General features: G+C 70.4%; 23 protein-coding genes and 1 pseudogene. 10 read left to right on the top strand and 14 right to left on the bottom strand.

The window, feature by feature from the left end; translation table 11 throughout:
• Positions 1–44 precede the first annotated feature (44 nt).
• Complete coding sequence (locus tag QQY66_RS13505) at positions 45–392, bottom strand: MazG-like family protein (protein ID WP_301979549.1); 348 nt, start codon at positions 390–392, stop codon at positions 45–47.
• Positions 393–483: 91 nt separating this feature from the next.
• Positions 484–1050, bottom strand: a complete 567-nt coding sequence (locus QQY66_RS13500) for a DoxX family protein (protein WP_301979547.1) — start codon at positions 1048–1050, stop codon at positions 484–486.
• 161 nt (positions 1051–1211) lie between these two features.
• Here QQY66_RS13500 and QQY66_RS13495 point away from each other — a divergent pair, with 161 nt between their 5' ends.
• Together QQY66_RS13495 and QQY66_RS13490 are read left to right on the top strand one after the other, a co-directional pair.
• On the top strand, positions 1212–1538 hold the full coding sequence (locus QQY66_RS13495) for a nuclear transport factor 2 family protein (RefSeq protein ID WP_301979546.1): 327 nt from the start codon (positions 1212–1214) through the stop codon (positions 1536–1538).
• Positions 1539–1615: 77 nt separating this feature from the next.
• Positions 1616–2611, top strand: a complete 996-nt coding sequence (locus QQY66_RS13490; RefSeq protein ID WP_301979545.1) for an aldo/keto reductase — start codon at positions 1616–1618, stop codon at positions 2609–2611.
• Positions 2612–2869: 258 nt separating this feature from the next.
• Here the strand turns inward: QQY66_RS13490 and QQY66_RS13485 are convergent, their stop codons facing one another.
• Positions 2870–3652 (bottom strand): SDR family oxidoreductase, encoded by a 783-nt coding sequence (locus QQY66_RS13485; protein ID WP_301979544.1) that lies wholly within the window; start codon positions 3650–3652, stop codon positions 2870–2872.
• Positions 3653–3880: 228 nt separating this feature from the next.
• On the opposite strand from QQY66_RS13485, the gene QQY66_RS13480 reads away from it, so the two are divergent.
• Positions 3881–5521 carry an alkaline phosphatase gene (locus QQY66_RS13480; RefSeq protein WP_301979542.1) on the top strand — a complete coding sequence of 547 codons (1641 nt, stop codon included), beginning with the start codon at positions 3881–3883 and terminating at the stop codon, positions 5519–5521.
• Positions 5522–5548: 27 nt separating this feature from the next.
• On the opposite strand, the gene QQY66_RS13475 is transcribed toward QQY66_RS13480, so the two are convergent.
• Positions 5549–6580, bottom strand: coding sequence for a Gfo/Idh/MocA family protein (locus QQY66_RS13475; protein WP_301979541.1), 1032 nt, complete (start codon positions 6578–6580; stop codon positions 5549–5551).
• Between the two features lie 85 nt (positions 6581–6665).
• Here QQY66_RS13475 and QQY66_RS13470 point away from each other — a divergent pair, with 85 nt between their 5' ends.
• The 3 genes from QQY66_RS13470 (at position 6666) to QQY66_RS13460 (ending at position 10369) form a co-directional block, all read left to right on the top strand.
• Positions 6666–7988, top strand: coding sequence for a multidrug effflux MFS transporter (locus tag QQY66_RS13470; RefSeq protein ID WP_301979539.1), 1323 nt, complete (start codon positions 6666–6668; stop codon positions 7986–7988).
• Positions 7940–9115, top strand: a complete 1176-nt coding sequence (locus tag QQY66_RS13465; protein WP_301979538.1) for a serine hydrolase — start codon at positions 7940–7942, stop codon at positions 9113–9115. The genes QQY66_RS13470 and QQY66_RS13465 overlap by 49 nt, the downstream gene beginning before the upstream one ends.
• A 255-nt stretch (positions 9116–9370) precedes the next feature.
• Positions 9371–10369, top strand: a complete 999-nt coding sequence (locus tag QQY66_RS13460) for a small ribosomal subunit Rsm22 family protein (protein ID WP_301979536.1) — start codon at positions 9371–9373, stop codon at positions 10367–10369.
• Here the strand turns inward: QQY66_RS13460 and QQY66_RS13455 are convergent.
• Together QQY66_RS13455 and QQY66_RS13450 are read right to left on the bottom strand one after the other, a co-directional pair.
• Positions 10366–11700: a S28 family serine protease gene (locus tag QQY66_RS13455; RefSeq protein WP_301979535.1), complete on the bottom strand. Its 1335-nt coding sequence runs from the start codon at positions 11698–11700 to the stop codon at positions 10366–10368. The two genes, QQY66_RS13460 and QQY66_RS13455, sit on opposite strands and share 4 nt — an antisense overlap.
• Positions 11701–11805: 105 nt before the next feature.
• Positions 11806–12000: a DUF6243 family protein gene (locus tag QQY66_RS13450; protein WP_301979533.1), complete on the bottom strand. Its 195-nt coding sequence runs from the start codon at positions 11998–12000 to the stop codon at positions 11806–11808.
• A gap of 110 nt (positions 12001–12110) precedes the next feature.
• On the opposite strand from QQY66_RS13450, the gene QQY66_RS13445 reads away from it, so the two are divergent.
• Together QQY66_RS13445 and QQY66_RS13440 are read left to right on the top strand one after the other, a co-directional pair.
• Positions 12111–12728: a TetR/AcrR family transcriptional regulator gene (locus QQY66_RS13445; protein WP_301979531.1), complete on the top strand. Its 618-nt coding sequence runs from the start codon at positions 12111–12113 to the stop codon at positions 12726–12728.
• Positions 12729–12876: 148 nt separating this feature from the next.
• Positions 12877–13617, top strand: coding sequence for a bifunctional DNA primase/polymerase (locus QQY66_RS13440; RefSeq protein ID WP_301979529.1), 741 nt, complete (start codon positions 12877–12879; stop codon positions 13615–13617).
• A 9-nt stretch (positions 13618–13626) separates the two neighbouring features.
• Here QQY66_RS13440 and QQY66_RS13435 read toward each other — a convergent pair whose 3' ends face one another.
• From QQY66_RS13435 to QQY66_RS13410, 6 genes and pseudogenes are all read right to left on the bottom strand, one after another.
• A complete protein-coding gene (locus QQY66_RS13435; protein WP_301979528.1) occupies positions 13627–14640 on the bottom strand; it encodes a hypothetical protein in 1014 nt (337 codons plus the stop codon).
• The gene (gene efeU, locus QQY66_RS13430) at positions 14582–15466 is read right to left on the bottom strand and encodes an iron uptake transporter permease EfeU (protein ID WP_301979526.1); all 885 of its coding nucleotides are present in this window, start codon (positions 15464–15466) and stop codon (positions 14582–14584) included. Before efeU ends, QQY66_RS13435 begins: the two co-directional genes overlap by 59 nt.
• A 3-nt stretch (positions 15467–15469) precedes the next feature.
• A complete protein-coding gene (gene efeB / locus QQY66_RS13425; RefSeq protein WP_301979525.1) occupies positions 15470–16714 on the bottom strand; it encodes an iron uptake transporter deferrochelatase/peroxidase subunit in 1245 nt (414 codons plus the stop codon).
• A 12-nt stretch (positions 16715–16726) separates the two neighbouring features.
• Positions 16727–17881, bottom strand: coding sequence for an iron uptake system protein EfeO (gene efeO / locus QQY66_RS13420; protein ID WP_301979523.1), 1155 nt, complete (start codon positions 17879–17881; stop codon positions 16727–16729).
• A gap of 189 nt (positions 17882–18070) precedes the next feature.
• Entirely contained in the window at positions 18071–18754 is a 684-nt protein-coding gene (locus QQY66_RS13415) for an ATP-binding cassette domain-containing protein (protein ID WP_301987291.1), read from the bottom strand.
• A gap of 41 nt (positions 18755–18795) precedes the next feature.
• Positions 18796–19184: pseudogene (locus tag QQY66_RS13410) on the bottom strand (iron chelate uptake ABC transporter family permease subunit); the annotation flags it as partial.
• Between the two features lie 137 nt (positions 19185–19321).
• Between QQY66_RS13410 and QQY66_RS13405 the strand changes: the two are divergent.
• Complete coding sequence (locus tag QQY66_RS13405; protein WP_301979521.1) at positions 19322–19966, top strand: PhzF family phenazine biosynthesis protein; 645 nt, start codon at positions 19322–19324, stop codon at positions 19964–19966.
• A gap of 24 nt (positions 19967–19990) precedes the next feature.
• Here QQY66_RS13405 and QQY66_RS13400 read toward each other — a convergent pair whose 3' ends face one another.
• Positions 19991–20638 carry a heme oxygenase (biliverdin-producing) gene (locus QQY66_RS13400; RefSeq protein WP_301979519.1) on the bottom strand — a complete coding sequence of 216 codons (648 nt, stop codon included), beginning with the start codon at positions 20636–20638 and terminating at the stop codon, positions 19991–19993.
• Between the two features lie 168 nt (positions 20639–20806).
• Entirely contained in the window at positions 20807–21664 is an 858-nt protein-coding gene (gene map / locus QQY66_RS13395; RefSeq protein ID WP_301979518.1) for a type I methionyl aminopeptidase, read from the bottom strand.
• A 58-nt stretch (positions 21665–21722) separates the two neighbouring features.
• Between map and QQY66_RS13390 the strand changes: the two genes are divergently transcribed.
• Positions 21723–21953 (top strand): hypothetical protein, encoded by a 231-nt coding sequence (locus QQY66_RS13390; protein ID WP_301979517.1) that lies wholly within the window; start codon positions 21723–21725, stop codon positions 21951–21953.
• Position 21954 lies beyond the last annotated feature (1 nt).

The raw sequence follows: 21954 nt of genomic DNA, 5'->3' as shown, positions 1-21954 counted from the left end.
AGCCGTTCAGTCGAGTGGTCGCTCAGGACGCGCCCCGCGAGCGCTCAGGACCCGCCCAGCGAACGCTCCTTCACCCTCGCCAGATGCCGCGTGAACACCTCACGCGTGTCCGGAGTCAGCGTGCGCAGCGCCACCAGCGCCGTGATCACCACGTCGCAGAGTTCCGACTGGACGTCCTCCCCGGTGTGAGTCGTCCCCTTGCGCGGGTTCTGGCTGGTCGCGCCGATCACGGCCTGGGCGACCTCGCCGACCTCCTCCGACAGCTTGAGCATGCGCAGCAGCAGGCCCTCCTGGTCGCCGTGCGCCTGGTTCTCGTCCAGCCAGGTCCACAGGGCGTCGATGTCGGTCCAGAAGTCGGCGGAGGTCTCGGGGGAGGCGCACTGATCAGTCATGCGGGCAGCTTGGCATGGCATGCCATGGCTGTTCCGCGAGCAGAAACCCTCCTACTCCCCGAACAGAGCTCCTACTCCTCGAACGGACCCCCTACTCCCCGAACAGGGCATCCTGCTCCCCGAACTGTTCCGCCTGCTCCTCCTTCTTCGCCTCGTCCAGCCTCTTGTTCCGCGCCCCGATGACCAGTGCCGTCATCGCCGCCGTCGCCCCGAGTGCCGCCGGGACCATCCAGCCGCGGTCGAAGACATGCCCGAGCGCGTGGTCGAGGGAGAGGCGTCCGGGGCCCGCCACCGCGATGCCGGTCGCGGCCAGGCCCAGGGTCGCGGCGTACTCGTAGCCGCCCTCCTGGTTGAAGAAGCCGTTCGGCATGTGCACCGTGGCCGCGCCCGCCATCCCGCCGGCCGCCGCCGCACCCGCCGCCGGGGTGGCCAGGCCCAGCGCCAGCAGCGTGCCGCCGCCCCACTCGGCCAGCCCCGCCGCCGTGGCGCTGGCCTTGCCGGGCCGGTAGCCGACGGACTCCATGAACTGGCCGGTCCCCTCGATCCCGTGTCCGCCGAACCAGCCGAACAGCTTCTGCGCGCCATGCGCGGCCAGCACTCCGCCGGTACCCAGTCGGAGCAGCAGCAGGCCCAGATCTCGTCGGTCGTAACAGGTCACGGTGACTCCCGGAGCAGACGGCAGAAACAGTTCCCCCGTGGCTTTCCAGTCCCCCCGCATCCCCTCACGGGTTTCCACCGTCCCACCGATGACACCCACCCAGCCTCCCCGGGCCGCCGTTCGGGTGGCGCGGTCCCGGGAGCGGTGTTTGTCTGGCAGTCATGACGATTCAGCCCAAGAACCTCAGCGACCCGGCCGTCCGGGACTTCGTCACCGCCGTCAACGCGCACGACCGCGATGCCTTCCTCGCGCTCCTCACCCCGGACGCGACGATGGCGGACGACGGCTCCGACCGTGACCTCGACGAGTGGATCAACCGGGAGATCTTCGACTCCCACGGCCACATGGAGGTCGACCGCGAGTCCGACGGCGGCCGTGCCCTCGTCGCCCGCTACAGCAACGACACCTGGGGCGAGATGCGCACCCAGTGGCGCTTCGACGTCGACGACAGCGGCAAGATCCGGCGCTTCGAGACCGGCCAGGCGTGAACGGACCCTAGTGCAACGAAATTCCGCTCAGAAAACCCTTGCCCTAGAGTGCACTCCAACCCATAGCGTCCCGGGTCATGGAGACGATCTCGCACACCAGGACCCTCGGCCGCACCGGCATCGAAGTCAGCGCCCTCGGCTTCGGCTGCTGGGCCATCGGCGGTGAGTGGCAGGACCCGGACGGGCAGCCGCTCGGCTGGGGCACGGTCGACGACGAGGAGTCCGTACGGGCCGTCCGGCGCGCCCTCGACCTCGGCGTCACCTTCTTCGACACCGCTGACACCTACGGCGCCGGACACAGCGAGCGCGTCCTCGGCCGGGCGCTCGGCAAGCGCCGCGCCGACGTGGTCCTCGCCACCAAGTGGGGCAACATCTTCGACGAGGAGACCCGCACCCTCACCGGCAGCGACGACTCCCCGGCCTACGCCCGCCGCGCCCTGACCGCCTCCCTGCGCCGCCTCGACACCGACTACGTCGACCTCTACCAACTGCACCTCTCCGACGCCGACCCCGACAAGGCCGCCGAACTCCGCGAGACATGCGAGGAGTTCGTGAGCGAGGGGCTCATACGGTCGTACGCCTGGAGCACCGACGACCCCGCCCGCGCCGCAGTCTTCGCTGAGGGCGCTCACTGTGCCGCCGTACAGCATCGGCTCAACATCCTCCAGGACGCCCCCGAAATGCTCGCCCTGTGCGAGGAGTTGGGGCTCGCCAGCATCAACCGCAGCCCGCTGGCGATGGGGTTGCTGACCGGGAAGCGGGCCGCCGGGCAGGCGCTCGAGGCCGGGGACATCCGCAGCACTCCGCCCGCCTGGCTGCCCGGTTTCTCGCAGGGTGCGGGCGCGGACCCGGAGTGGGTGCAGCGGGTCGACGCGCTCAAGGACATCCTCACCAGCGGCGGCCGTACGCTCGCCCAGGGCGCCCTCGCCTGGATCTGGGCGCGCAGCCCGCGCACCGTGCCGATCCCGGGGTTCCGTACGGTTGCCCAGGCCGAGCAGAACGCCGGCGCGCTCGCCCATGGGCCGCTCGCCGCCGCCCAGTTGGCCGAGATCGACGGCATCCTGGGGCGGTGAGCGGACCGGCCTTGTGGCAGCTGTTCCACGGTCCGGTGCGTACCTCGCGGTCCCGCGCGAGGCCCCCCACCCGGTGCCGTGGAACAGCTGCCGTCTCCCCCTCGCTGTGGCTGACGGGAGCTGAGCACTCCAACTGTGAAGCTCTTGTGGAGAGGTGTTGAGCATAAGCCTCCCACCGGCCCCAATGCAGCGGACGGTCACATTCCGGTTGTGCAAGTTGTGAATCTTGCGTGTCAGGGGTGTGCTCGAGTGGTGTGCTCAGCCGCGTCCGACGTACGGCATCGCCGTCGCCAGCACCGTCGCGAACTGCACATTCGCCTCCAGCGGGAGCTCCGCCATGTGCCGCACCGTGCGCGCCACATCGGCCACATCCATCACCGGCTCCGGTGCGACCTCGCCGTTCGCCTGCAACGCCCCCGTCTGCATCCGGGCCGTCATGTCCGTCGCCGCGTTGCCGATGTCGATCTGTCCGACCGCGATGTTGTACGGCCGCCCGTCCAGCGACAGTGACTTCGTCAGGCCGGTCAGCGCGTGCTTGGTCGCCGTGTAGGCGACGGAGCGCGGGCGGGGCGTATGGGCGGAGATCGACCCGTTGTTGATGATCCGGCCGCCCTGCGGGTCCTGCTCCTTCATCTGCCGGTACGCCGCCTGCGCGCACAGGAACGCCCCGTTGAGGTTGGTGTCCACGACGTGCCGCCAGGCGTCGTACGGCAGCTCCTCCACGGGTACCCCGCCGGGGCCGAACGTTCCCGCGTTGTTGAACAGCAGGTCCACCCGCCCGAACCGGTCCGTGGTCGCGGCGAACAGTGCGGTGACGTCTTCCGGTTGTGACACATCCGTCCGTACGGCGATGGCGGCGGCGTCGGGTGCGAGCGCCGCGGTCTCCTCCAGGGTCTCGGGGTGTCGGCCGGCCAGCGCTACCGACCAGCCGGCGCGCAGCAGTTCCACCGCGACGGCGCGGCCGATGCCGGAGCCTGCGCCGGTCACCACCGCGACGCGTGTCTCGTCGCCGGTCTGCCTGTTCATTTGCATGGGGTTCATGGCGCCGAAGCGTAGGCGCTCCGCGGTGAGTGCCGCGATTGGCCGTCGCTTGTCTGCGGGCTCGTCGTGGCTGGTCGCGCAGTTCCCCGCGCCCCTTCGGGGTGCTGCCGTTGGCCTCCGCCCAGTGGAACTCATCTGACCGCCATCTGGGTGTTGTGTACGTGCCAAACGGGGGTCGTCCTGGGTCACTCCAATCGTCCTGCATCCCATTGCCAGGGGAGGACCCGGATGACATCCGCAGCTCGTCAGTCCCAGCACACCCCCGAACTCCGTGCGGTCGCCCGCCACTTGGGCCGTCGCCGCTTTCTGACCGTCACCGGCGCGGCCGCCGCGCTCGCCTTCGCGGTGAATCTGCCCGGCGCGGGCACCGCGAGTGCCGCCGAGCTCGACGCGGCGCAGATCGCCGACGACCCGTTCACGCTCGGCGTGGCCTCCGGCGACCCGCAGCCCGGGTCCGTACTTCTGTGGACCCGGCTGGCGCCCGCCCCGTTCCAACCGGACAGCGGTCTGCCCGCCGCGCGTGTCACCGTCCAGTGGGAGGTGGCGCGTGACGAGAACTTCCGCCGGATCGCCAGACGGGGTGCGGCGACCGCGCACCCCGAGTTCCACCACACCGTGCATGTCGCGGTCGACGGCCTGGACGAGGGCCGTGTCTACTACTACCGCTTCCGGGTGGGCCGTTGGATCAGTCCTACCGGCCGCACTCGCACCGCTCCCGGACACGGCAGCAAGGTCTCCGCGCTGACCTTCGGCGTGGTTTCCTGCCAGCGTTACGACCAGGCCTACTTCACCGCCTACCGGCACCTCGCCGAGGACGACGTGGACCTCGTCTTCCATCTCGGCGACTACCTCTACGAGTACCCGGTCAGCTCCGTCGGCGGCGCCCGCGCCTACCCGGCCGGCACCCTGCCCGACCTGCTCAACCGCGAGACGGTGACGCTGGAGGACTACCGGCTCCGGTATGCGCTCTACAAGTCGGACGCCGACCTCGCCACCGCGCACGCGGCCCACCCGTTCATCGTCACCTGGGACGACCACGAGACCGAGAACAACTACGCCGACGACATCCCGGAGAACAGCGTCCCGCCGGAGGAGTTCCTGATCCGCAGGGCCGCCGCCTATCGCGCCTACTGGGAGAACATGCCGCTGCGCCGCCCCCAGCTGCCCGACGGCCCCGACCTCCAGCTCTACCGGCGTCTGCACTGGGGCCGGCTCGCCCAGTTCGACGTGCTGGATACCCGGCAGTACCGCTCCAACCAGGCGTACGGCGACGGCTGGCAGCTGCCCGGGCCGGAGTCCGAGGACCCGGCGCGCACGCTGACCGGCGACGCGCAGGAGCAGTGGCTGATCGACGGCTGGCACCGCTCGCGCGCGCTGTGGAACGTGGTCCCGCAGCAGGTCACCTTCTCCCGCCGGCACAACACCACCACGCCGCCCTCCCCGGTCTCCATGGACTCCTGGGACGGCTACCCGGCCTCCCGCGAGCGCGTCCTCGCCGGTGCCGACGCGGCCGGCATCGAGAACCTGATGGTCCTCACCGGCGACGTCCACGTGGGCTACGGCTTCGACATCAAGCGGGACTTCGCCGACCCCGACTCCCCGACCGTCGGCACGGAGATCGTCGCCACCTCGATCGCCAGCGGCGGCAACGGCTCCGAGAAGCCTGCCAATTGGGCCACTTACATGGCCGCCAACCCGCATATGAAGTTCTACAACGGGCGGCGCGGCTATGCGACGGTCGCGCTGGGCCGGGAGTCGGCGCGGGCCGACTTCAAGACCCTTGCCTACGCGACGACGCCGGGCGCGCCGCTGACGACGGCCGCGTCCTTCGTGACGGAGGCGGGGGTGCCGGGGCTCAAGCCGGTGTGAGCGCCGGGGCGTTGCCCTCGCCGGGGCTCAAGCCGGTGTGACGGCCGGTACGGCTTCCCGGTCGGCCTCGCCGGGGTAGCGGACGCCGATGCGGTCCCGTATCGCGTCGAGCGTCCGCATCACGGCGAGGGTGCCGTCGAGCGGGACGAGCGAGGACTCGGTCTCGCCGGCCCGCAGGGCCCGCATCACCTCACGGGCCTCGTACTTGAGGCTGTTGTGCGGGTCGGCGGCCGTGTCGTGGGCGAACACCTCCGGCTCGCGGCCGTCGCGGTGCAGGACGAAGCGGTCGGCGTGGAAGAAGCCGTACGGGATGTCGATGCGGCCCTGCGAGCCGGTGACCGACGCGGAGACGGACGTACCGCCCACGACAGAGCAGTGCACCGAAGCGAGAGCGCCGCTCTCCCAGGAGAGCAGTGCTCCCGTCTGGAGATCGACGCCCTCGTCCGAGAGCACTGCTCGCGCCGCGATGTCCGACGGCTCCCCGAGCAGCAGCTGCGCGAACGACACCGGGTACACCCCGAGGTCGAGCAGCGCGCCGCCGCCCTGTGCGGGATCGCGGAGACGATGCGAGGGCGGGAAGGGGCCCGCCAGCCCGAAGTCGGCCTGCACGGTGCGTACTTCGCCGATCCCGCCGTCGTCGACGAGGGCCTTCAGCCGCCGGATCACGGGATTGCAGTACATCCACATGGCCTCCATCAGGAAGCTCCCGCGCTCCTTCGCCAGCGCGACCAGTTCCTCGGCCTCGCGCACGTTCAGCGTGAACGCCTTCTCGCACAGCACGTTGCGCCCGGCCTCCAGGCACAGACCGGCGGCTGCCCGGTGTGCCGCGTGCGGGGTGGCGACGTACACGACATCGATGTCCTCGTCGGTCGCGAGGGAGCCCCAGTCGCCGTACGCCCGGGGAATCCCGAACCGTTCCGCGAACGCCTTCGCCGAGTCCGCGGAGCGCGAGGCCACCGCCACCACGTCCGCGTCGGGCAGATCCACCAGATCCGCCGTGAACGCGGCCGCGATGCCGCCCGTCGCCAGGATCCCCCACCGCACGTTCTCCGCCGTCATCCCGTCCCGCCCTCGTTCATGTGACCCCAGCCACTGTGTTCGAACTGAGAGCATAGGGGCCGTATCGCGGAGAGAGGGAGGGCGCATGCCCGAACGTGGGGCATCCAGGGCCTCCATATTGAACGAGACGCAGAACGAGACGCAGGCGGCCGTACCGGCACCGAAGCCGGCACCGGCCGCCGGCGCTGTGCGCCGCACCGGCATGCTCGTCACCCTCATCCTCGGCGGAATGACCGCCGTGCCGCCGCTGACCATGGACATGTACCTCCCGGCGCTGCCGCAGGTCACCGAGTCCCTGCACGCGCCCGCCGCGACCGTGCAGCTCACGCTCACCGCCTGTCTGGCCGGCATGGCGCTCGGGCAGCTGGTCGTCGGCCCGATGAGCGACAAGTGGGGGCGGCGGCGTCCGCTGCTCATCGGTCTCGCGGTCTACATCGTCGCCACCGCCCTGTGCGCGCTGGCACCCACCGTCGAGGCGCTGGTCGCCTTCCGGCTGGCGCAGGGGCTCGCGGGCGCGGCCGGGATCGTGATCGCGCGGGCGGTCGTACGGGATCTGTACGACGGCATGGACATGGCCCGCTTCCTCTCCACCCTCATGCTGATCTCCGGGGTCGCACCGATCGTGGCGCCGCTGATCGGCGGGCAGATCCTGCAGGTGACCGACTGGCGGGGCGTGTTCGTCGTGCTCACGGTCGTGGGGGTGGCGCTGGCCGCCGTCGTCTGGGCGAAGCTGCCGGAGACGCTGCCGCCCGACGAACGGCACGACGGCGGGGTGGGTGAGACCCTGCGCTCGATGCGGCGGCTGCTCGCCAACCGCGCCTTCTCCGGCTACATGATCGCGGGCGGCTTCGCCTTCGCCTCCCTCTTCGCCTACATATCCGCCTCGCCGTTCGTGATCCAGGAGATCTACGGGGCCTCGCCGCAGACGTTCAGCGTGCTGTTCGGGATCAACTCGGTCGGGCTGATCGCCGTCGGTCAGATCAACGGGAAGGCGCTGGTCGGGCGGTTCGACCTCGACAAGGTGCTGGCCGTCGGGCTGGTGATCGTCATCGCCGCCGCTACCGCGCTGCTGCTGATGTCCCTGGACGTGTTCGGCGAGGTGGGGCTGGTGCCGGTGGCCACCGCGCTGTTCGTGCTGATGTCCGCGATGGGCATCACCCTGCCCAACACCCAGGCCCTCGCCCTCATGCGCACCCGGCGCGCCGCCGGCTCCGCCTCCGCCCTGCTCGGCACGTCCTCCTTCCTCATCGGCGCGATCGCCTCCCCGCTGGTCGGTATCGCCGGAGAGGACACCGCCGTCCCGATGGCCGTCGTCCAACTGGCGGCGGCACTGGTGGCACTGGCCTGCTTCGTGGGAATGTGCCGTCCTTGGAACAGGCGTACGGATTCGGAGGGAGCAGGGAGCTGAGCGCGCCGAGACTGCGCAGCGGCACAGCGGAACGGGCCGGACTCGACCCCGGGGAGCTCCGCCGCCTCGTCCGCGAGGTGAGCGACCTCACCACCGGCGAACGCCCCTGGGCGGCGGGCGCCGTCGTGGTCGTCGGGCGCGGGCCGGTCATCGCCGTCGAGGAGGCGGTGGGGTGGGCCGTACGGTACGAGGGCTACGACGCGGAGGCCGACGCGGGCGTGGAGCTGCCGTCGTCCGAACGGGTTCCGATGACGACCGGCACCCCTTTCGACATCGCTTCCCTGACCAAGTTGTTCACGGCCGTCGCCGCCGTGCAGCAGATCGAGCGGGGGACGCTCGGTATCGACGCGCGCGTGGGTGCGTATCTGCCCGACTTCACGGCCGCCGCCGCGCACGGCATCACCGTGCGGCAGCTGCTGACCCACACCTCCGGGCTGCGGCCCGAACTCCCGCTGTACGACTGCGCCGACGCGGCTGAACGGCTGGCGCTGCTGCGGGCGGAGGCGCCGGTCGGGGGGCCCGGTACGTACTGCTACTCCGATCTGAATCCGTTGTTGCTGCAGCAGGTGCTGGAACGCATCACTGGCCGCGCGCTCGATGTCCTGATCCACGACGGCATCACACGTCCGCTGGGGATGACGGCGACGGGTTACGGTCCCCGCCCCGATGCGGCGGCCACGGAGGATCAGCGCCGGCCGTGGGCCAAGGCGGACCGGGGGATGCTGCGGGGGGTCGTCCACGACGAGAACGCCTGGGCGCTGGGTGGGGTGGCCGGGCATGCGGGTCTCTTCTCGACGGGGCGGGATCTGGCCGTGTTCTGCCGGGCGCTGCTTGCCGGCGGTTCCTACGGTCCCGCGCGCATCCTCGGTCCCGACTTCGTGGAGCTGCTGCTGACGCCGCCCGGGCTGGGGATCGCGGTGGATCAGCCGTGGTTCATGGGGGAGCTGGCGGGGGAGGGGGCGGCCGGGCATACGGGGTTCACGGGGACGTCGTTGGTGCTGGATCCGGCGACGGACACGTTTCTGGTGCTGCTGGCGAATGCGGTGCATCCGCGGAGGCGGGCTGCGGACAGCAGGCCGAGGGCGCGGGCGGGGACGCGGGTGGCACGGGCGGTGCGGGCGCTGTAGCGGCACCGCAGGGTGTCTCTCGCCCCCGCCGCCCCTACCCGTCCCATCCTGAAGGGGCTCCGCCCCTTCGACCCCGTTTCGGGGGCCAGCCCCCGGACCCCCGCTCCTCAAACGCCGGAGGGGCTGGTTTTTCAGCCCGTCCGGCGTTTGAGGACGAGGCCGTTCAGGCCGAAGCGGGGTCTGGGGGCGCAGCCCCCAGGGATGGGACGGGTAGGGGCGGCGGGGGCGACCGGCGCGCGCTCGTAGAATCGCTGGGTGAACGTCCCCGTACGCCCGGCCGAGACACTGCGCGATACCCTCGCCGCCCTCCTCGACGGCCTGCCGCCCCGCCAGGCCGCGCAGGCCGTCGACCGGCTGATCGCCAACTACCGTGGCGCGACCCCGACCGACACCCCGATCCTCCGCGACCGAGCCGACGTGGCGGCCTACGCGGCCTACCGGATGCCGGCGACCTTCGAGGCGACCCACTCCGCGCTGGAGGCGTTCGCGCGGGCCGTGCCGGAGTGGACACCCGGCAGCCACATCGACGTCGGCGGCGGGACGGGCGCCGCGAGCTGGGCCGTCACCGCGACCTGGCCCGGCGAGCGCAGCGTCACCGTGCTGGACTGGGCCGAGCCCGCGCTCGCCCTCGGTCGGGAGATCGCCGCCGCCAACCCGGCGCTACGGGAGACCCGTTGGCAGCGCTCTCGCATCGGAGCGGCGCTCACAATCGAGAGCACTGATCTCGTCACCGTCTCCTACGTCCTCAACGAACTCACCGCCCCCGACCGAGCCGCCCTCATCGACGCCGCCGCCACCGCAGCCCAGGCCGTAGTGATCGTCGAACCCGGCACCCCCGACGGCTACACCCGCATCATCGAGGCCCGCGACCGCCTCATCACCGCCGGATTCCACATCGCCGCCCCCTGCCCGCACAGCGCGGCCTGCCCCATCGTCCCCGGCACGGACTGGTGCCACTTCTCGGCCCGGGTCAGCCGTTCCTCCCTGCACCGCCAGGTCAAGGGCGGCTCCCTCGCCTACGAGGACGAGAAGTTCGCCTACGTCGCCGCCACCCGCCTCCCGGTCACCCCGGCCCCCTCCCGCGTCGTACGCAAACCACAGATCCGCAAGGGCCAGGTCCTCCTCGATCTCTGCGAGACCGACCCCGAACCCGCCCTCCACCGGACCACGGTCACCAAACGCCACGGCGATCTCTACAAGGCGGCACGGGATGCGGACTGGGGCGACGCGTGGCCGCCCGAGGCGGAGGACTAGGACACGCCTGCCCAGCGGCGCAGGGTGGCGACGGCCTCCGCGTGATCGGCGGGGGACAGGTCCTCGAGCCTGACGTGGTGGTTCGTGTCCGGCGCCCACAGGACGCGTGAGTCGTGCGCCCCGGGACGGAAGGGCTCGGCGACCGCCGGATCCATCGCGCCGTTGACGAACAGCAGCCGGCTGCCGCGCCGGCGGACCCAGCGGTCGATGTCCGGCATGGCGTCGGAGTCGAAGCGCAGTGGGATGTCACGTGGCACGAAACTGCGGGGCTCGATGGCCCGCGGGTAGCGCAGCAACCCGGCCAGGTGGCCGGTGGGGACGCTCAAGTACCCCATCTGCGTGCCGAGTTGGTACCAGTAGGGGATGTAGTGCGTCGCGATCTCGTCGGCATACACGGGCAGCGCGGCGGTGCGCTCCAGCCACGCGTACAGCTCGTCGGTCGTGGCAGCCGGGCCGGGGATGGTGCTGCCGTCCCCCGTGCCGTTCTGCCAGAACATGAACAGCACGCGCAGGACGGCGATCTCGAGCGCCTTGTCCGCGCTGCCGACGATGCGGAAGCCGGTGCCGGCGGAGGCCGCCCATGCCTCGTAACGGGCGACCATGTCGGAACGGCGCAGCAGGATCTCCCGCTGGGCCGCCTTCAGCGCGTCGCGCGTCTCGGCGGTGCCGATGGTCTCCAGGAAGCGGAGGTAGGCGGAGTCGTCCCGGTCGTCCAGGTTGTTCGGCGCGGAGTAGGCGACGGTGCCGTCCACGTCGTACGGATGGAAGCGGCGGTGGTAGACGCTGGCGATGCCACCCTTGCTGCCGCCGGTCGAGATCCACGCGCCGCCGTACAGCCTGCGGAAGAGGCGGACGACGCGGTGGTGGTCGTCGGCGGCCTGGCGGATCGTCAGGTGGGTGTAGTCGAGGGCCGGCGGGCGGGACGTGCCGAAGTAGCGGTGCTCGACCTGGAGTTGGTTGGCGTCGAGCAGGACGGTCGGCTCGGACCGGTATGGCGTGAGGATCGCCTCGTAGCCGGTCGTGAACAGGACCGTCGGCCGGTCGGCCGAGGTGTGCAGCAGGGTGAGGCGCTGCTCGAAGGTGCCGGCCGCGGGGTCGGCGTGGTCGACGGGCTGGCGCAGGCCGAGGACGAAGAAGCGGTACCCGGGCTCGGCGCCCGGCCGTTCCTCGATCACCCGCACTCCGGGCAGGGCCCGTAAGGCGTCCAGCACGTCGCCGTTCCCGGCGCGGACGCGGCCCGTTGCCGCCCCCGCGGGAACGGTGGTGGCGACGACCAGGCCTGCTGTCGAGGCCGTCGAGGTGAGCAGACGGCGTCTCGTCCACGTGCGCATCGTGATTCCTCCCCGGTGTCGGTGACCGCTTCAGTACAGCGGGCCGACACCGGGGGGAGATCCCGCGTGCGGGGGGACGTTCTCCCCCGGGCGGGGGAGGTCCGTTCACGATGACTCGTCTGCGGTGCGTCCCTCCTCATGTTTCTCCTGGAGCTTGCGCAGCAGTTCCCGCTTCTGGGCCTGGGGGTCGACGGACCCTGTGACCCGGCTGCCTCGTGCGCCGCCGCGCAGCGCGTCGCGGCCGAGCTTCCTGCGGGTGCCGCCGACTCCGAGCATGTTTCCGGCTCCGCCTCGCGTCATGGCGGGCTCCTTTCCTGACGGATGTATTGCACGATACGTATCGTCTCGCCTATGGCACTCCCCACTGTCCGGCGAGACGCATCGTCTTGTCAACCTGATAAATTCGCCCCATGGCCAAGAACCCCGCCCCCGACTCCACCCGTCGCAGCGAGAAGTCCCGTCGCGCCATCTACGACGCCGCGCTCGAACTGGTCGCGGAGGTCGGCTACCCCAAGACCACCATCGAGGGCATCGCCGCCCGCGCCGGCGTCGGCAAGCAGACGATCTACCGGTGGTGGTCGTCGAAGGCGGACGTCCTGCTGGAGGCATTCCTCGATCTGAGCGAGCAGGCGTCGCGGGAGGCGGGCGCGGAGGAGCCGTACGTCATTCCGGACACCGGCGACCTCGCCGCCGACCTCAAGACCGTGCTGCGGCTCACCGTCGACCAGCTCAAGGACCCCCGGTACGAGGCGCCGTCCCGCGCCCTGGCCGCCGAAGGCGTGGTCGACGAGAAGCTCGGCCGGATCTTCATGGCCAAGCTCCTCGAACCGTCGCTCCAGCTGTACGTCGACCGGGTGCGGGCCGCGCAGGACGCCGGGCAGGTGCGCCCGGACGTCGACCCGCGCATCGCCCTCGAACTCTGGGTCTCCCCCCTCGCCCAGCGCTGGCTCCAGTACACGGGCCCGATCTCGTACGAGTACACGGACACCCTCGTCGACTACGCCCTGCACGGCATCGCGCCCCGATAAATCCCCCCAAAGCCGTCGATGCCCCCCGATTCAGGAGCCGCACCCGCCTCGTCCCACCTACCCCGGATGTCAGCTCCGGCCCCCCGGAGCGCAGGATGGTGGGACCATAGGGCATGCTGTCCGCTACCACAGCGAGGCGAGGGGATAGATGAGCGCGGAGTTCGGCGGTCGTTCCGGCCGGCAGGGCAAACTCTCCCAGTGGCTGCGGGGACGCCGCCCGAAGGAGGCCGTCGGCGACGACGGCCGTGAGGCCCTGCTGCTCGCCGCCGCCGAGGCGGGCCTGCCGCTCGCTCCCGCCGCGTACCCGGCCGCCGGCTACGGCTGTTCCTGCGACCGCGTCGGCTGTCCCACCCCGGCCCGGCACCCGGTCTCCTTCGCCTGGCAGACGCAGTCCACCACCGACCGCGCACAGATCGAGCGCTGGGCCAGGCACCAGCCGCAGGCCAACTTCATCACCGCGACCGGCATGGTCCACGACGTCCTGGACGTCCCCCGGGAGGCGGGCCAGGAGGCCATGGAGCGGCTCCTGGCCTCCGGCATCGAGGTCGGCCCGGTCGCCGAGAGCGACGACGGACGCCTGCTGTTCTTCACCCTCACCCGCGGCACCCCCGAGGACGAGGACGAGTGGTGGCCCTGCGAGCTGGACTGCCACCCCGAGACGATGGACGAGCACCCCGGCCTGCGCTGGCACTGCCGCGGCTCGTACGTCCTGGTGCCGCCCGCCCGGCTCCCCGGCGACCACGGCCACACCGTGCACTGGCTGCGCGGCCCGGAGCATCCGCTCCCCGACCCGCTGAGTCTGCTGGAAGTCCTCACCGACGCCTGCGCCCGCTACGTCGGTGAGGACTCCGGCCATGTGACCGGGGCCGCCTGGCCCCTGCGTCACTGACCGGAGTGGCTACTCGCCCTTCGCCGACGTGAGGCCCTGAATCCGCCCGAGGATCGACACCTTGCCGGGCCCCTTCGGGTCCAGCGCCACCTCGTTGGAGACGAACTCCATCGTCAGCGACTGCTTGATCTCCCCGGTCGTCAGCGCCAGCACGTCATCGTTCGGCGTCGGCACCGACGTACCCGCCGCCGCCGTCTCCTTCTCGAAGTGGCGGGTGGTGAAGAACACCAGCGCCCCGCCGTCCTTCGTGCGCACCGCCAGCGGGGCGTAGTCGCCGTCCGTCAGCGGCTCGTCGATGTACTGGGTGACCAGACCCGGCTTCTTGGCCTCCTGCTGCCGCTCGGTACGCCACCCGCTGGTGTGCGCACCCGAAGCGAAGGCCGACTCCCCGCCGTCCTTGAGGTAGGTGGCGTACTCCTGGCTCAACTCGCCGGGCGCGGCGGCCAGTTCCGTGGAGTTCAGGGGCACGGTCTCGGCGAGGCCGTCCTTGTCCTTCTGGAACTCCGGTACGTTGCCGGGCGCGACCAGCGTCAGATACGCCACCTCCCACGGCTCCTGAAGCCCGCCGCGGGTGAACACGAGCAGCCAGCGCGCGCTGCCGCCCTTGTTTCCCGCCGCATCCGCGATGAACCAGCGCGGCCAGCCCGCCTTCTTGACGATCGTGTACTTCACGTCCGACAGCTTCAGCGGTGCGTGGTTCGGATTGCCCTCGGGGCTGCGCGCCTGCCCGGCCTTCAGCCGCGCCGCGTCGATGTCACTGAGGGCGCCGGTCACATGGTCGGCGTCCAGGGAGCTGTCGTACGCCTTGTCGGCCGCGTTGTACGCGCTCGTGAACTGCTGGAGCGCCTTGGCGGCTTCGGCCCGGGTGGCGGCGGGGAGCACCTCGCGCTCCCCGTGCACCACCACGCACCCGCTCGCGGTCAGCGACAAAGCGGTCACGGAGGCTGCTACCAGTGCGCTCCGGTCAATCCTGCGAAGACTGCGAAGGCTGAGCTGCCTTCGAAGGCCGCGATCCCTGCTCATCGGCTACCTTCCCCTTCCCGGAGGCGAACCCTACCGGGGCGAAGAACAACGCGAGCGTCGGGATCAAGTACAGCAGCCACACCGTGACCTGGAGGACGGTGGGGTCCGGCTGGAAGTTGAAGATGCCCTTCAGGAGAGTGCCGTACCAGCTGTCCGGCGGGATCGTGCCGCTGATGTCGAAGGCCTTGCTGTTCAGGCCGGGCAGCCAGTCCGCCTCCTGGAGGTCGTGGAAGCCGTACGCCAGGACGCCCGCCGCCACGACGACCAGCATGGCGCCGGTCCAGGTGAAGAACTTGGCGAGGTTGATCCGCAGCGCGCCCCGGTAGAACAGCCAGCCGAGCACGATCGCGGTGGCGATGCCCAGGGCCACGCCGACCAGCGGGCGCGGCGTCCCGTCGCCGGCCGCGCGCACCGACGCCCACACGAAAAGGGCCGTCTCCAGGCCCTCACGGCCCACCGCCAGGAAGGCGGTAGCGACCAGCGCGCCCGTGCCCATCTGGAGGGCCGCGTCGAGCTTGCCGTGCAGGTCGGCCTTCAGATGCCGGGCGGTGCGCCGCATCCAGAACACCATCCACGTCACCAGGCACACCGCGAGGATCGACAGCGAGCCGCCGAGCGCCTCCTGCGCCTCGAACGTCAGCTCCTGGGAGCCGAATTCGAGCGCGCAGCCGAAGCCCAGCGCGAGCGCCACCGCGACACCGATGCCGGTCCAGATCGGCTTCAGCGCGTCCCTGCGGTCGGTCTTCACCAGGTAGGCGATGAGGATGCAGACCACGAGACTGGCCTCCAGGCCCTCGCGCAGTCCGATCAGGTAGTTGGAGAACACGGGCTACGCCTCCTCGGAGAACAGCGCCCGGCCCCACCAGTCGTCCTTGTCGCGGACGCCGGGCGGGATCGCGAAGACCGCCGAACCCACATGCTGGATGTATTCGTTGAGCGTGTCCGGCGCCAGGCTGCGCTGGATGGGGATGAAGCCCTTGCGGACGTCCCGCTGGTAGGCGAGGAAGAACAGGCCCGCGTCCAGACGGCCGAGTCCGTCCGTGCCGTCGGTGAAGGAGTAGCCGCGGCGCAGGATCGTCGCCCCGTCGTTGGTGTCGGGGTGCGCGAGCCGGACATGCGCGCCTGGCAGCATCGCCTTCAGGAACGGCTCGTCGCGCTCCTTCGCCTTGCCGACCGGGGCACCCTCGCCCTTGTCACGGCCGATGATGTCCTCCTGCTCCTGCAGCGAGGTCCGGTCCCAGGTCTCGATGTGCATGCGGATGCGCCGGGCGACGAGATAGGACCCGCCGACCATCCACCCGGGACCGTCCGTGTCGGAGACCCACACGAACTTCTTCAGCCGGTCCGTCTCCGTCCCCGCGATGTTGCGGGTGCCGTCCTTGAAGCCCATGAGGTTGCGCGGGGTCTGCTCCTCGGGCGTCGTCGACGACGTCTTCCCGAAGCCGAGCTGCGACCAGCGGATGACGACCTTGCCGAAGCCGATGCGGGCCAGGTTCCGGATGGCGTGCACGGCGACCTGTGGATCGTCCGCGCAGGCCTGGATGCACAGATCGCCGCCGCTGCGGTTCTTGTCGAGGTTGTCACCGGAGAACTTCGGCAGATCGACGAGTGCCTCCGGACGGGCGTCCGCCAGCCCGAACTTCTCAAACAGGGAAGGCCCGAAGCCGATCGTCAGCGTCAGCCGCGAGGGCTTGAGGCCCAGCGCCTCGCCGGTGTCGTCCGGCGGCGCCTCGGCCAGACCGCCGTACGCGCCCTCACCGACCGTCTGCCCGGCCGCCATCCGGCGCGCGGCGACCGTCCAGTCCTTCAGCATCTGGATGAACTGCGCGCGGTCGTCGGTCTTCACGTCGAACGCGGCGAAGTACAGCCGGTCCTGCACCGGCGTGGCGATGCCCGCCTGGTGCGTGCCGTGAAAGGCGACCGCCGCGCCCGACTCGGCGCCGGCCGGGTCGACATCGTCGCCGGTGCGGGCCATCGCCACCGCACTCCCGGCCGCGGCGGCACCGAGCGCGAGCCCGGCACCGCCCCAGCCGATCAGCGCACGCCGGGACGGGGATCCCGAGGTCTCGGTCATGAGGGTGCCCCCCTACTTCACGACAACTGCGGCGGCCAGCTTGGAGAGGGGCTCGGCGAGCGCGTTCACGGCGTCCGACAACTCCTTGCGGCCGGCCTCGCCGACCTTGTCGTACGAGGTGAAGTCGTACGACGTCTTGTCCGTCCGGTACTTGTCGAGCAGCCCGTTCAACGCGGCGAACTGCTTGTCGAGTTCGGTCACCAGCGCCGGGTCGTTCTCCTGGGCGACGGACTTCAGCAGCTCGTACGACTTCTCCGCGCCCTCGACGTTTGCCTTGAAGTCGACCAGGTCGGTGTGGGAGTAGCGCTCCTCCTCGCCGGTGACCTTGCCGGTGGCGACCTCGTCGAGGAGTTCCTTGGCGCCGTTGGCCATGGAGGTCGGGGTGATCTCGGCCTTGCCGACCCGCTTCTGCCAGTCCTTCAGGTCGGTGATGAGCTGGTCGGCGAGTTCGGAGTCGCGGGCGGTGAGCTTCTTGTCCTTCCAGAGCGAGCGCTCGATGCGGTGCCAGCCGGTCCAGTCCTTCTCCAGGTCCTGGCCCTCCTCCAGACCGTCCTCACGCAGGTCGACCTTGGGGTCGATGTCGCCGAAGGACTCGGCGACCGGCTCGGTGCGCTCCCAGCCGATACGGGAGGGCGCGTAGGCCTTCATCGCGGCCTCCATGTCGCCGTCCTTGACCGCCTTGGCGAACGTCTCGGCGAGCGGCACCGTCTCGTCGGCCTGGGTCTGGACGTACTCGCGGTAGGCGGCTACGGCCTTGTCGAGACGCGGGTCGCGCTTGGCCGCCGTCCCGCCGGTGACCTTGATGTCCTGGCGGATGCCGTCGCCCTTCATGCCGGGCTTGCAGGCGATCTGGTAGTCGCCCGCCTTCACTTCGGCGGTGACGCGCTGCTTGGTGCCGGGGCCGATGTTCTCGCGCTCGGTCACCACCCGGTCGTCCGGGAAGAGGATGTAGACCTCGTTGACCCTGGAGCCCTTGTTCTCGATGGCGAGCTCGACATGCCCGGCCGGGACCTCGTGCTTCGACACCTCGCACTTGTCGTCCGTCGCGGTCACGTTGATCACGTTGTCACCGCTGCCCGAACCGCCCTTCTCGGTACAGCCGGTGAGAGCGGTCAGCGCCGCCACGGTGGTGGCGGCGGTGATGACGGAGAGTCTGGCGGGGCGCATACAGGCTCCATGAGGGTGGCGAGAAATCGCTGACAGGGGACACGTAGCTTCGGCTAGGCTCGCCTAACTTAGTCGAGCCTTACCTGCGCGATACCCCGCCGTACCGTGATTCAGCTCTCATGGACGGTGTATGAGCACGAGCCGATCACGCTGGCTCAAAACAGACCCCACGGAAGGGTCAAGGAAGCGTCAAAGGTCGCGCCTTGGGGTCACCAGGACCGCGCCCGTCCGGGGATGCGGTAGCGCCTCAACCTCCTGGTCGTACACCTCCGAGAGCAGGCGGTCCGAGAACACCTCCCCGGGCGGCCCGTCCGCCACCACCTCCCCGGCACGCAGAATCGCCACCCGGTGCGCATAGGCCGCCGCAAGCCCCAGATCGTGCAGCACGACCACCACGGCGTCCCCGGCCCGCGCCCGCTCGCCACCGCTGAGCGCGGAGAACGGGCGGGTGGCGAATGCGGTCACTTCGGCTCGGGCCATCTCCTCGGCCACGGCTGTGTCGTCGTCCTCGATCGCGGTTGCGGCCCAGGGTGCGCGGCCCATGCGGACGACCCCTTCGACCGTGAACGGGAACGACAGCGCCGCCGCCTGCGGCAACACGGCCCGACGCAGGGCCAGTTCGGGCGCGGACCACTCCGACGCCGGACGACCGAGAATCCGTACGACCCCCTCCGCGGCCGGAAGATCGGCGGCGAGGGCGCCCAACAGGGTGGACTTTCCCGCCCCGTTGGGCCCGACGAGGGCAAGGACTTCAGCGGCACGGGCGGTGACGGACACTCCGTGGAGGACGACGCGGGAACCGAGCCGGACGTGGAGGGCTGGGGAACTGAAGAACCTAAGGGGCGCGGGGAACTGCGCGACAAGCCCCCACACACCCGCAGACGACACACAACCCTCCTTAGGTCCACCTCCCTTTGCCTACGCCGAGTCCTCCGCAACAGGCAGAAAAAGAACGGACTGCCAAGAAGCGCACACCACCGCCCCGCCCAGCGCACTCCCGGAATGAGGAACCGGTGCCCTGGGCCGGAGACCATCCGCAACAGATGCGGTACGACCGGACCGACAAAGCCGATCGCGAATACACCGGCGCCAGCAGCGGACCGATCGCCGCACACGGCAGCACCGCGAGCACCTTCGGCCAGGTCGCCTGGGAGAGGGAACCCAGCTGCCAGAAGGTGATCTGGTTCACCGCCGCGGTGTCGGCGAGAAAGATGAACAGCCCGACGAGCGCCCCGCAGAACGCGTTCACGGCGATCCCCGTGAGGATCAGCGTCACGACCTCCGTACGGCCGCCCGAGCGCGATCGAGGCCACCGCGCCGACCGGGACCAGGGCGAGAAGGCCGACGACCATGCCGACGGTCAGCAGCCAGCCGGTGGTGCGCCAAAGCTTGGGTTAGCCTTACCTTCGCCCGCCATCGGCGTGCTGCTTCAATGCCTCCGTGACTGATTACGACGTGCTGCGTGTCTTCTGCGGTGCCGCGGGCGGATACGGCAACGAACTCGGCGTCGTTCGCGACGGCTCGCTGATGCCGGAGCGGGAGGAGCGGCAGGCGTTCGCGGCGAAGCTCGGGTTCAGTGAGACCGTGTTCGTGGATGATCCCGAGCGGGGGATCATCGACATCTATACGCCCAGCACACGGCTGCCCTTCGCCGGGCATCCCTGCGTCGGTACGGCCTGGCTTCTCGATGTTCCGGAGCTGGTCACGCCTGCCGGTGTCGTGGGTGCCCGCCTGGACGGGGAGTTCAGCTGGATCGAGGCGCGGGCGGAGTGGGTTCCGCCGCGCACCCTGCGCCGGTACGCCACGGCCGCCGAGGTCGACGCCCTGCCCGTGCCGCCGCCGGGGGAGTGGATCTACGCCTGGGCCTGGGAGGACGAGGCCGCTGGGCGGATCCGGGCCCGTGGCTTTCCCGGTCGCGGTGACGGTGTCGAGGAGGACGAGGCGACCGGGGCGGCGGCCATGCTTCTCACGGATCAGTTGGGCAGGGCCCTCAACATCGCGCAGGGGGCGGGATCTCAGATGCTCACCGCTCCGCAGCCGGGCGGCTGGGTGGAGGTCGGAGGGCGCGTGTTCCTGGAGCGCTGAGCACTGGGTACCGAGCACTGAGTGCTATGCGCTCAGCGGGAACTCCTCGCCCAGTGCCCGGAACACCGCCGTGTTGAGCGCGAATGCCCTCTTGCACTCCGCTACGATTCGCTGCTGCTCCAGGTCGTCCGCGTGGACCCCGTCCAGCAGCTCCCGGTAACCCCGTTTGAACGCCGCCGGGTTGGCGATCTCCTCGAACACGTAGAAGCGGACGCCGTCGCCCTTCTTCGCGAAGCCCCAGGTCCGTTCCGCCTTGTCGCGGATGATCTGGCCGCCGGAGAGGTCGCCGAGGTACCGGGTGTAGTGGTGGGCGATGTAGCCCGCCGGCCAGGTGTCGGCGCATTCGGCGATGCGGTTCGCGTAGGCCTGTGTGGCCGGGAGTGCGGTGAGGGTCGCGCGCCAGTCGGGGCCGCGCAGGTGCTCCAGGTCCCGCCGCAGCGCGGGGAGCCGGAGGAGTTCGGGCTGGATGAAGGGGCCGGCCACCGGGTCCGACGCCAGCCGCTCGGTACCGGTCTCCAGTGCCTCGTACACGAACCACAGTTGCTCGGTGTAGCGCGCGTACGCTTCGACGCCGAGCTTGCCGCCGAGCAGGTCGCTCATGAACGTCGAGGTCTCCGCCTCCACGTGCTGCTCGTGGGACGCGGTGCGGATGAGGGTCGAGAAGGAGTCCATGAGCCCTGATTTTCTATGGTTAGGCTTACCTAAGTCAACCACTTCCCGACCCCTTGTCGGGAAACTTGCCGACGTCCTGTCGGTAAAAGAGTACCCGCAGCTCCGGTCGGGCACGCACAGGAAAGCCCGCCCTCCAAAAGAGGGCGGGCTTGCGAGGGCGGTGAGGCGCTACGGCAGCGTCAGGATCTCCGCCCCCGTCTCCGTCACCACCAGCGTGTGCTCGAACTGAGCCGTCCGCCTGCGGTCCTTCGTGACGACCGTCCAGCCGTCGTCCCACATGTCGTACTCGTGTGTGCCGAGCGTCAGCATCGGCTCGATCGTGAAGGTCATGCCGGGCTGCATGATCGTGGTGGCGTGCGGGCTGTCGTAGTGCGGGATGATCAGGCCCGAGTGGAAGGACGAGTTGATGCCGTGGCCCGTGAAGTCCCGGACGACTCCGTAGCCGAAGCGTTTCGCGTACGACTCGATCACGCGGCCGATGACGTTGATCTGGCGGCCCGGCTTGACCGCCTTGATCGCGCGGTTCAGGGACTCGCGCGTGCGCTCCACCAGCAGGCGGCTCTCCTCGTCGACCTCGCCGACCAGGTACGTGGCGTTGTTGTCGCCGTGCACGCCGCCGATGTACGCCGTCACGTCGAGGTTGATGATGTCGCCGTCGCGCAGGACGGTGGAGTCGGGGATGCCGTGGCAGATGACCTCGTTGAGCGAGGTGCAGAGGGACTTGGGGAAACCGCGGTAGCCGAGCGTCGACGGGTAGGCGCCGTGGTCGCACATGTAGTCGTGCGCCGCCTTGTCCAGCTCGTCCGTGGTCGCCCCGGGGGCGATCAGCTTGGCCGCCTCAGCCATCGCCCGCGCGGCGATCCGGCCGGCGACGCGCATCGCCTCGATCATCTCGGGCGTCTGCACCTCCGGGCCGGTGTACGGCGTCGGCGCGGGCTTGCCGACATACTCGGGGCGACGGATGTTTCCGGGCACGGGACGGGTGGGAGACAGCTCCCCTGGTACGAGCAGCGACTGGCCAGACATGCCAGCGAGTCTAGACGGCGGGCATGGGGGAACATGTCTGTGGTGAAAGGAGCCGGTCATGGCCCTGTTCAAGAAGCGCACCGTCGGAAAGCCGGGCGAGTGGTACTACTGCCTGGAGCACAAGAAGGTGGAGGAGGGGCCGGAGTGCCCCGCCAAGGACCGCTTCGGACCGTATGCCAACCGCGCGGAGGCCGAGCACGCCATGGCGACCGCCCGCGAGCGCAACCTGGAGTGGGAGAACGACCCCAGGTGGCACGACGCCCCGGCAGGCAAGACCGACGACGACTGAA

Origin of the sequence: Streptomyces sp. DG2A-72, assembly GCF_030499575.1 — a bacterium.
Lineage (GTDB): Bacteria > Actinomycetota > Actinomycetes > Streptomycetales > Streptomycetaceae > Streptomyces.
Note: the sequence above shows the minus strand (reverse complement) of the source record. Positions and strands in the feature narration are given on the sequence as shown.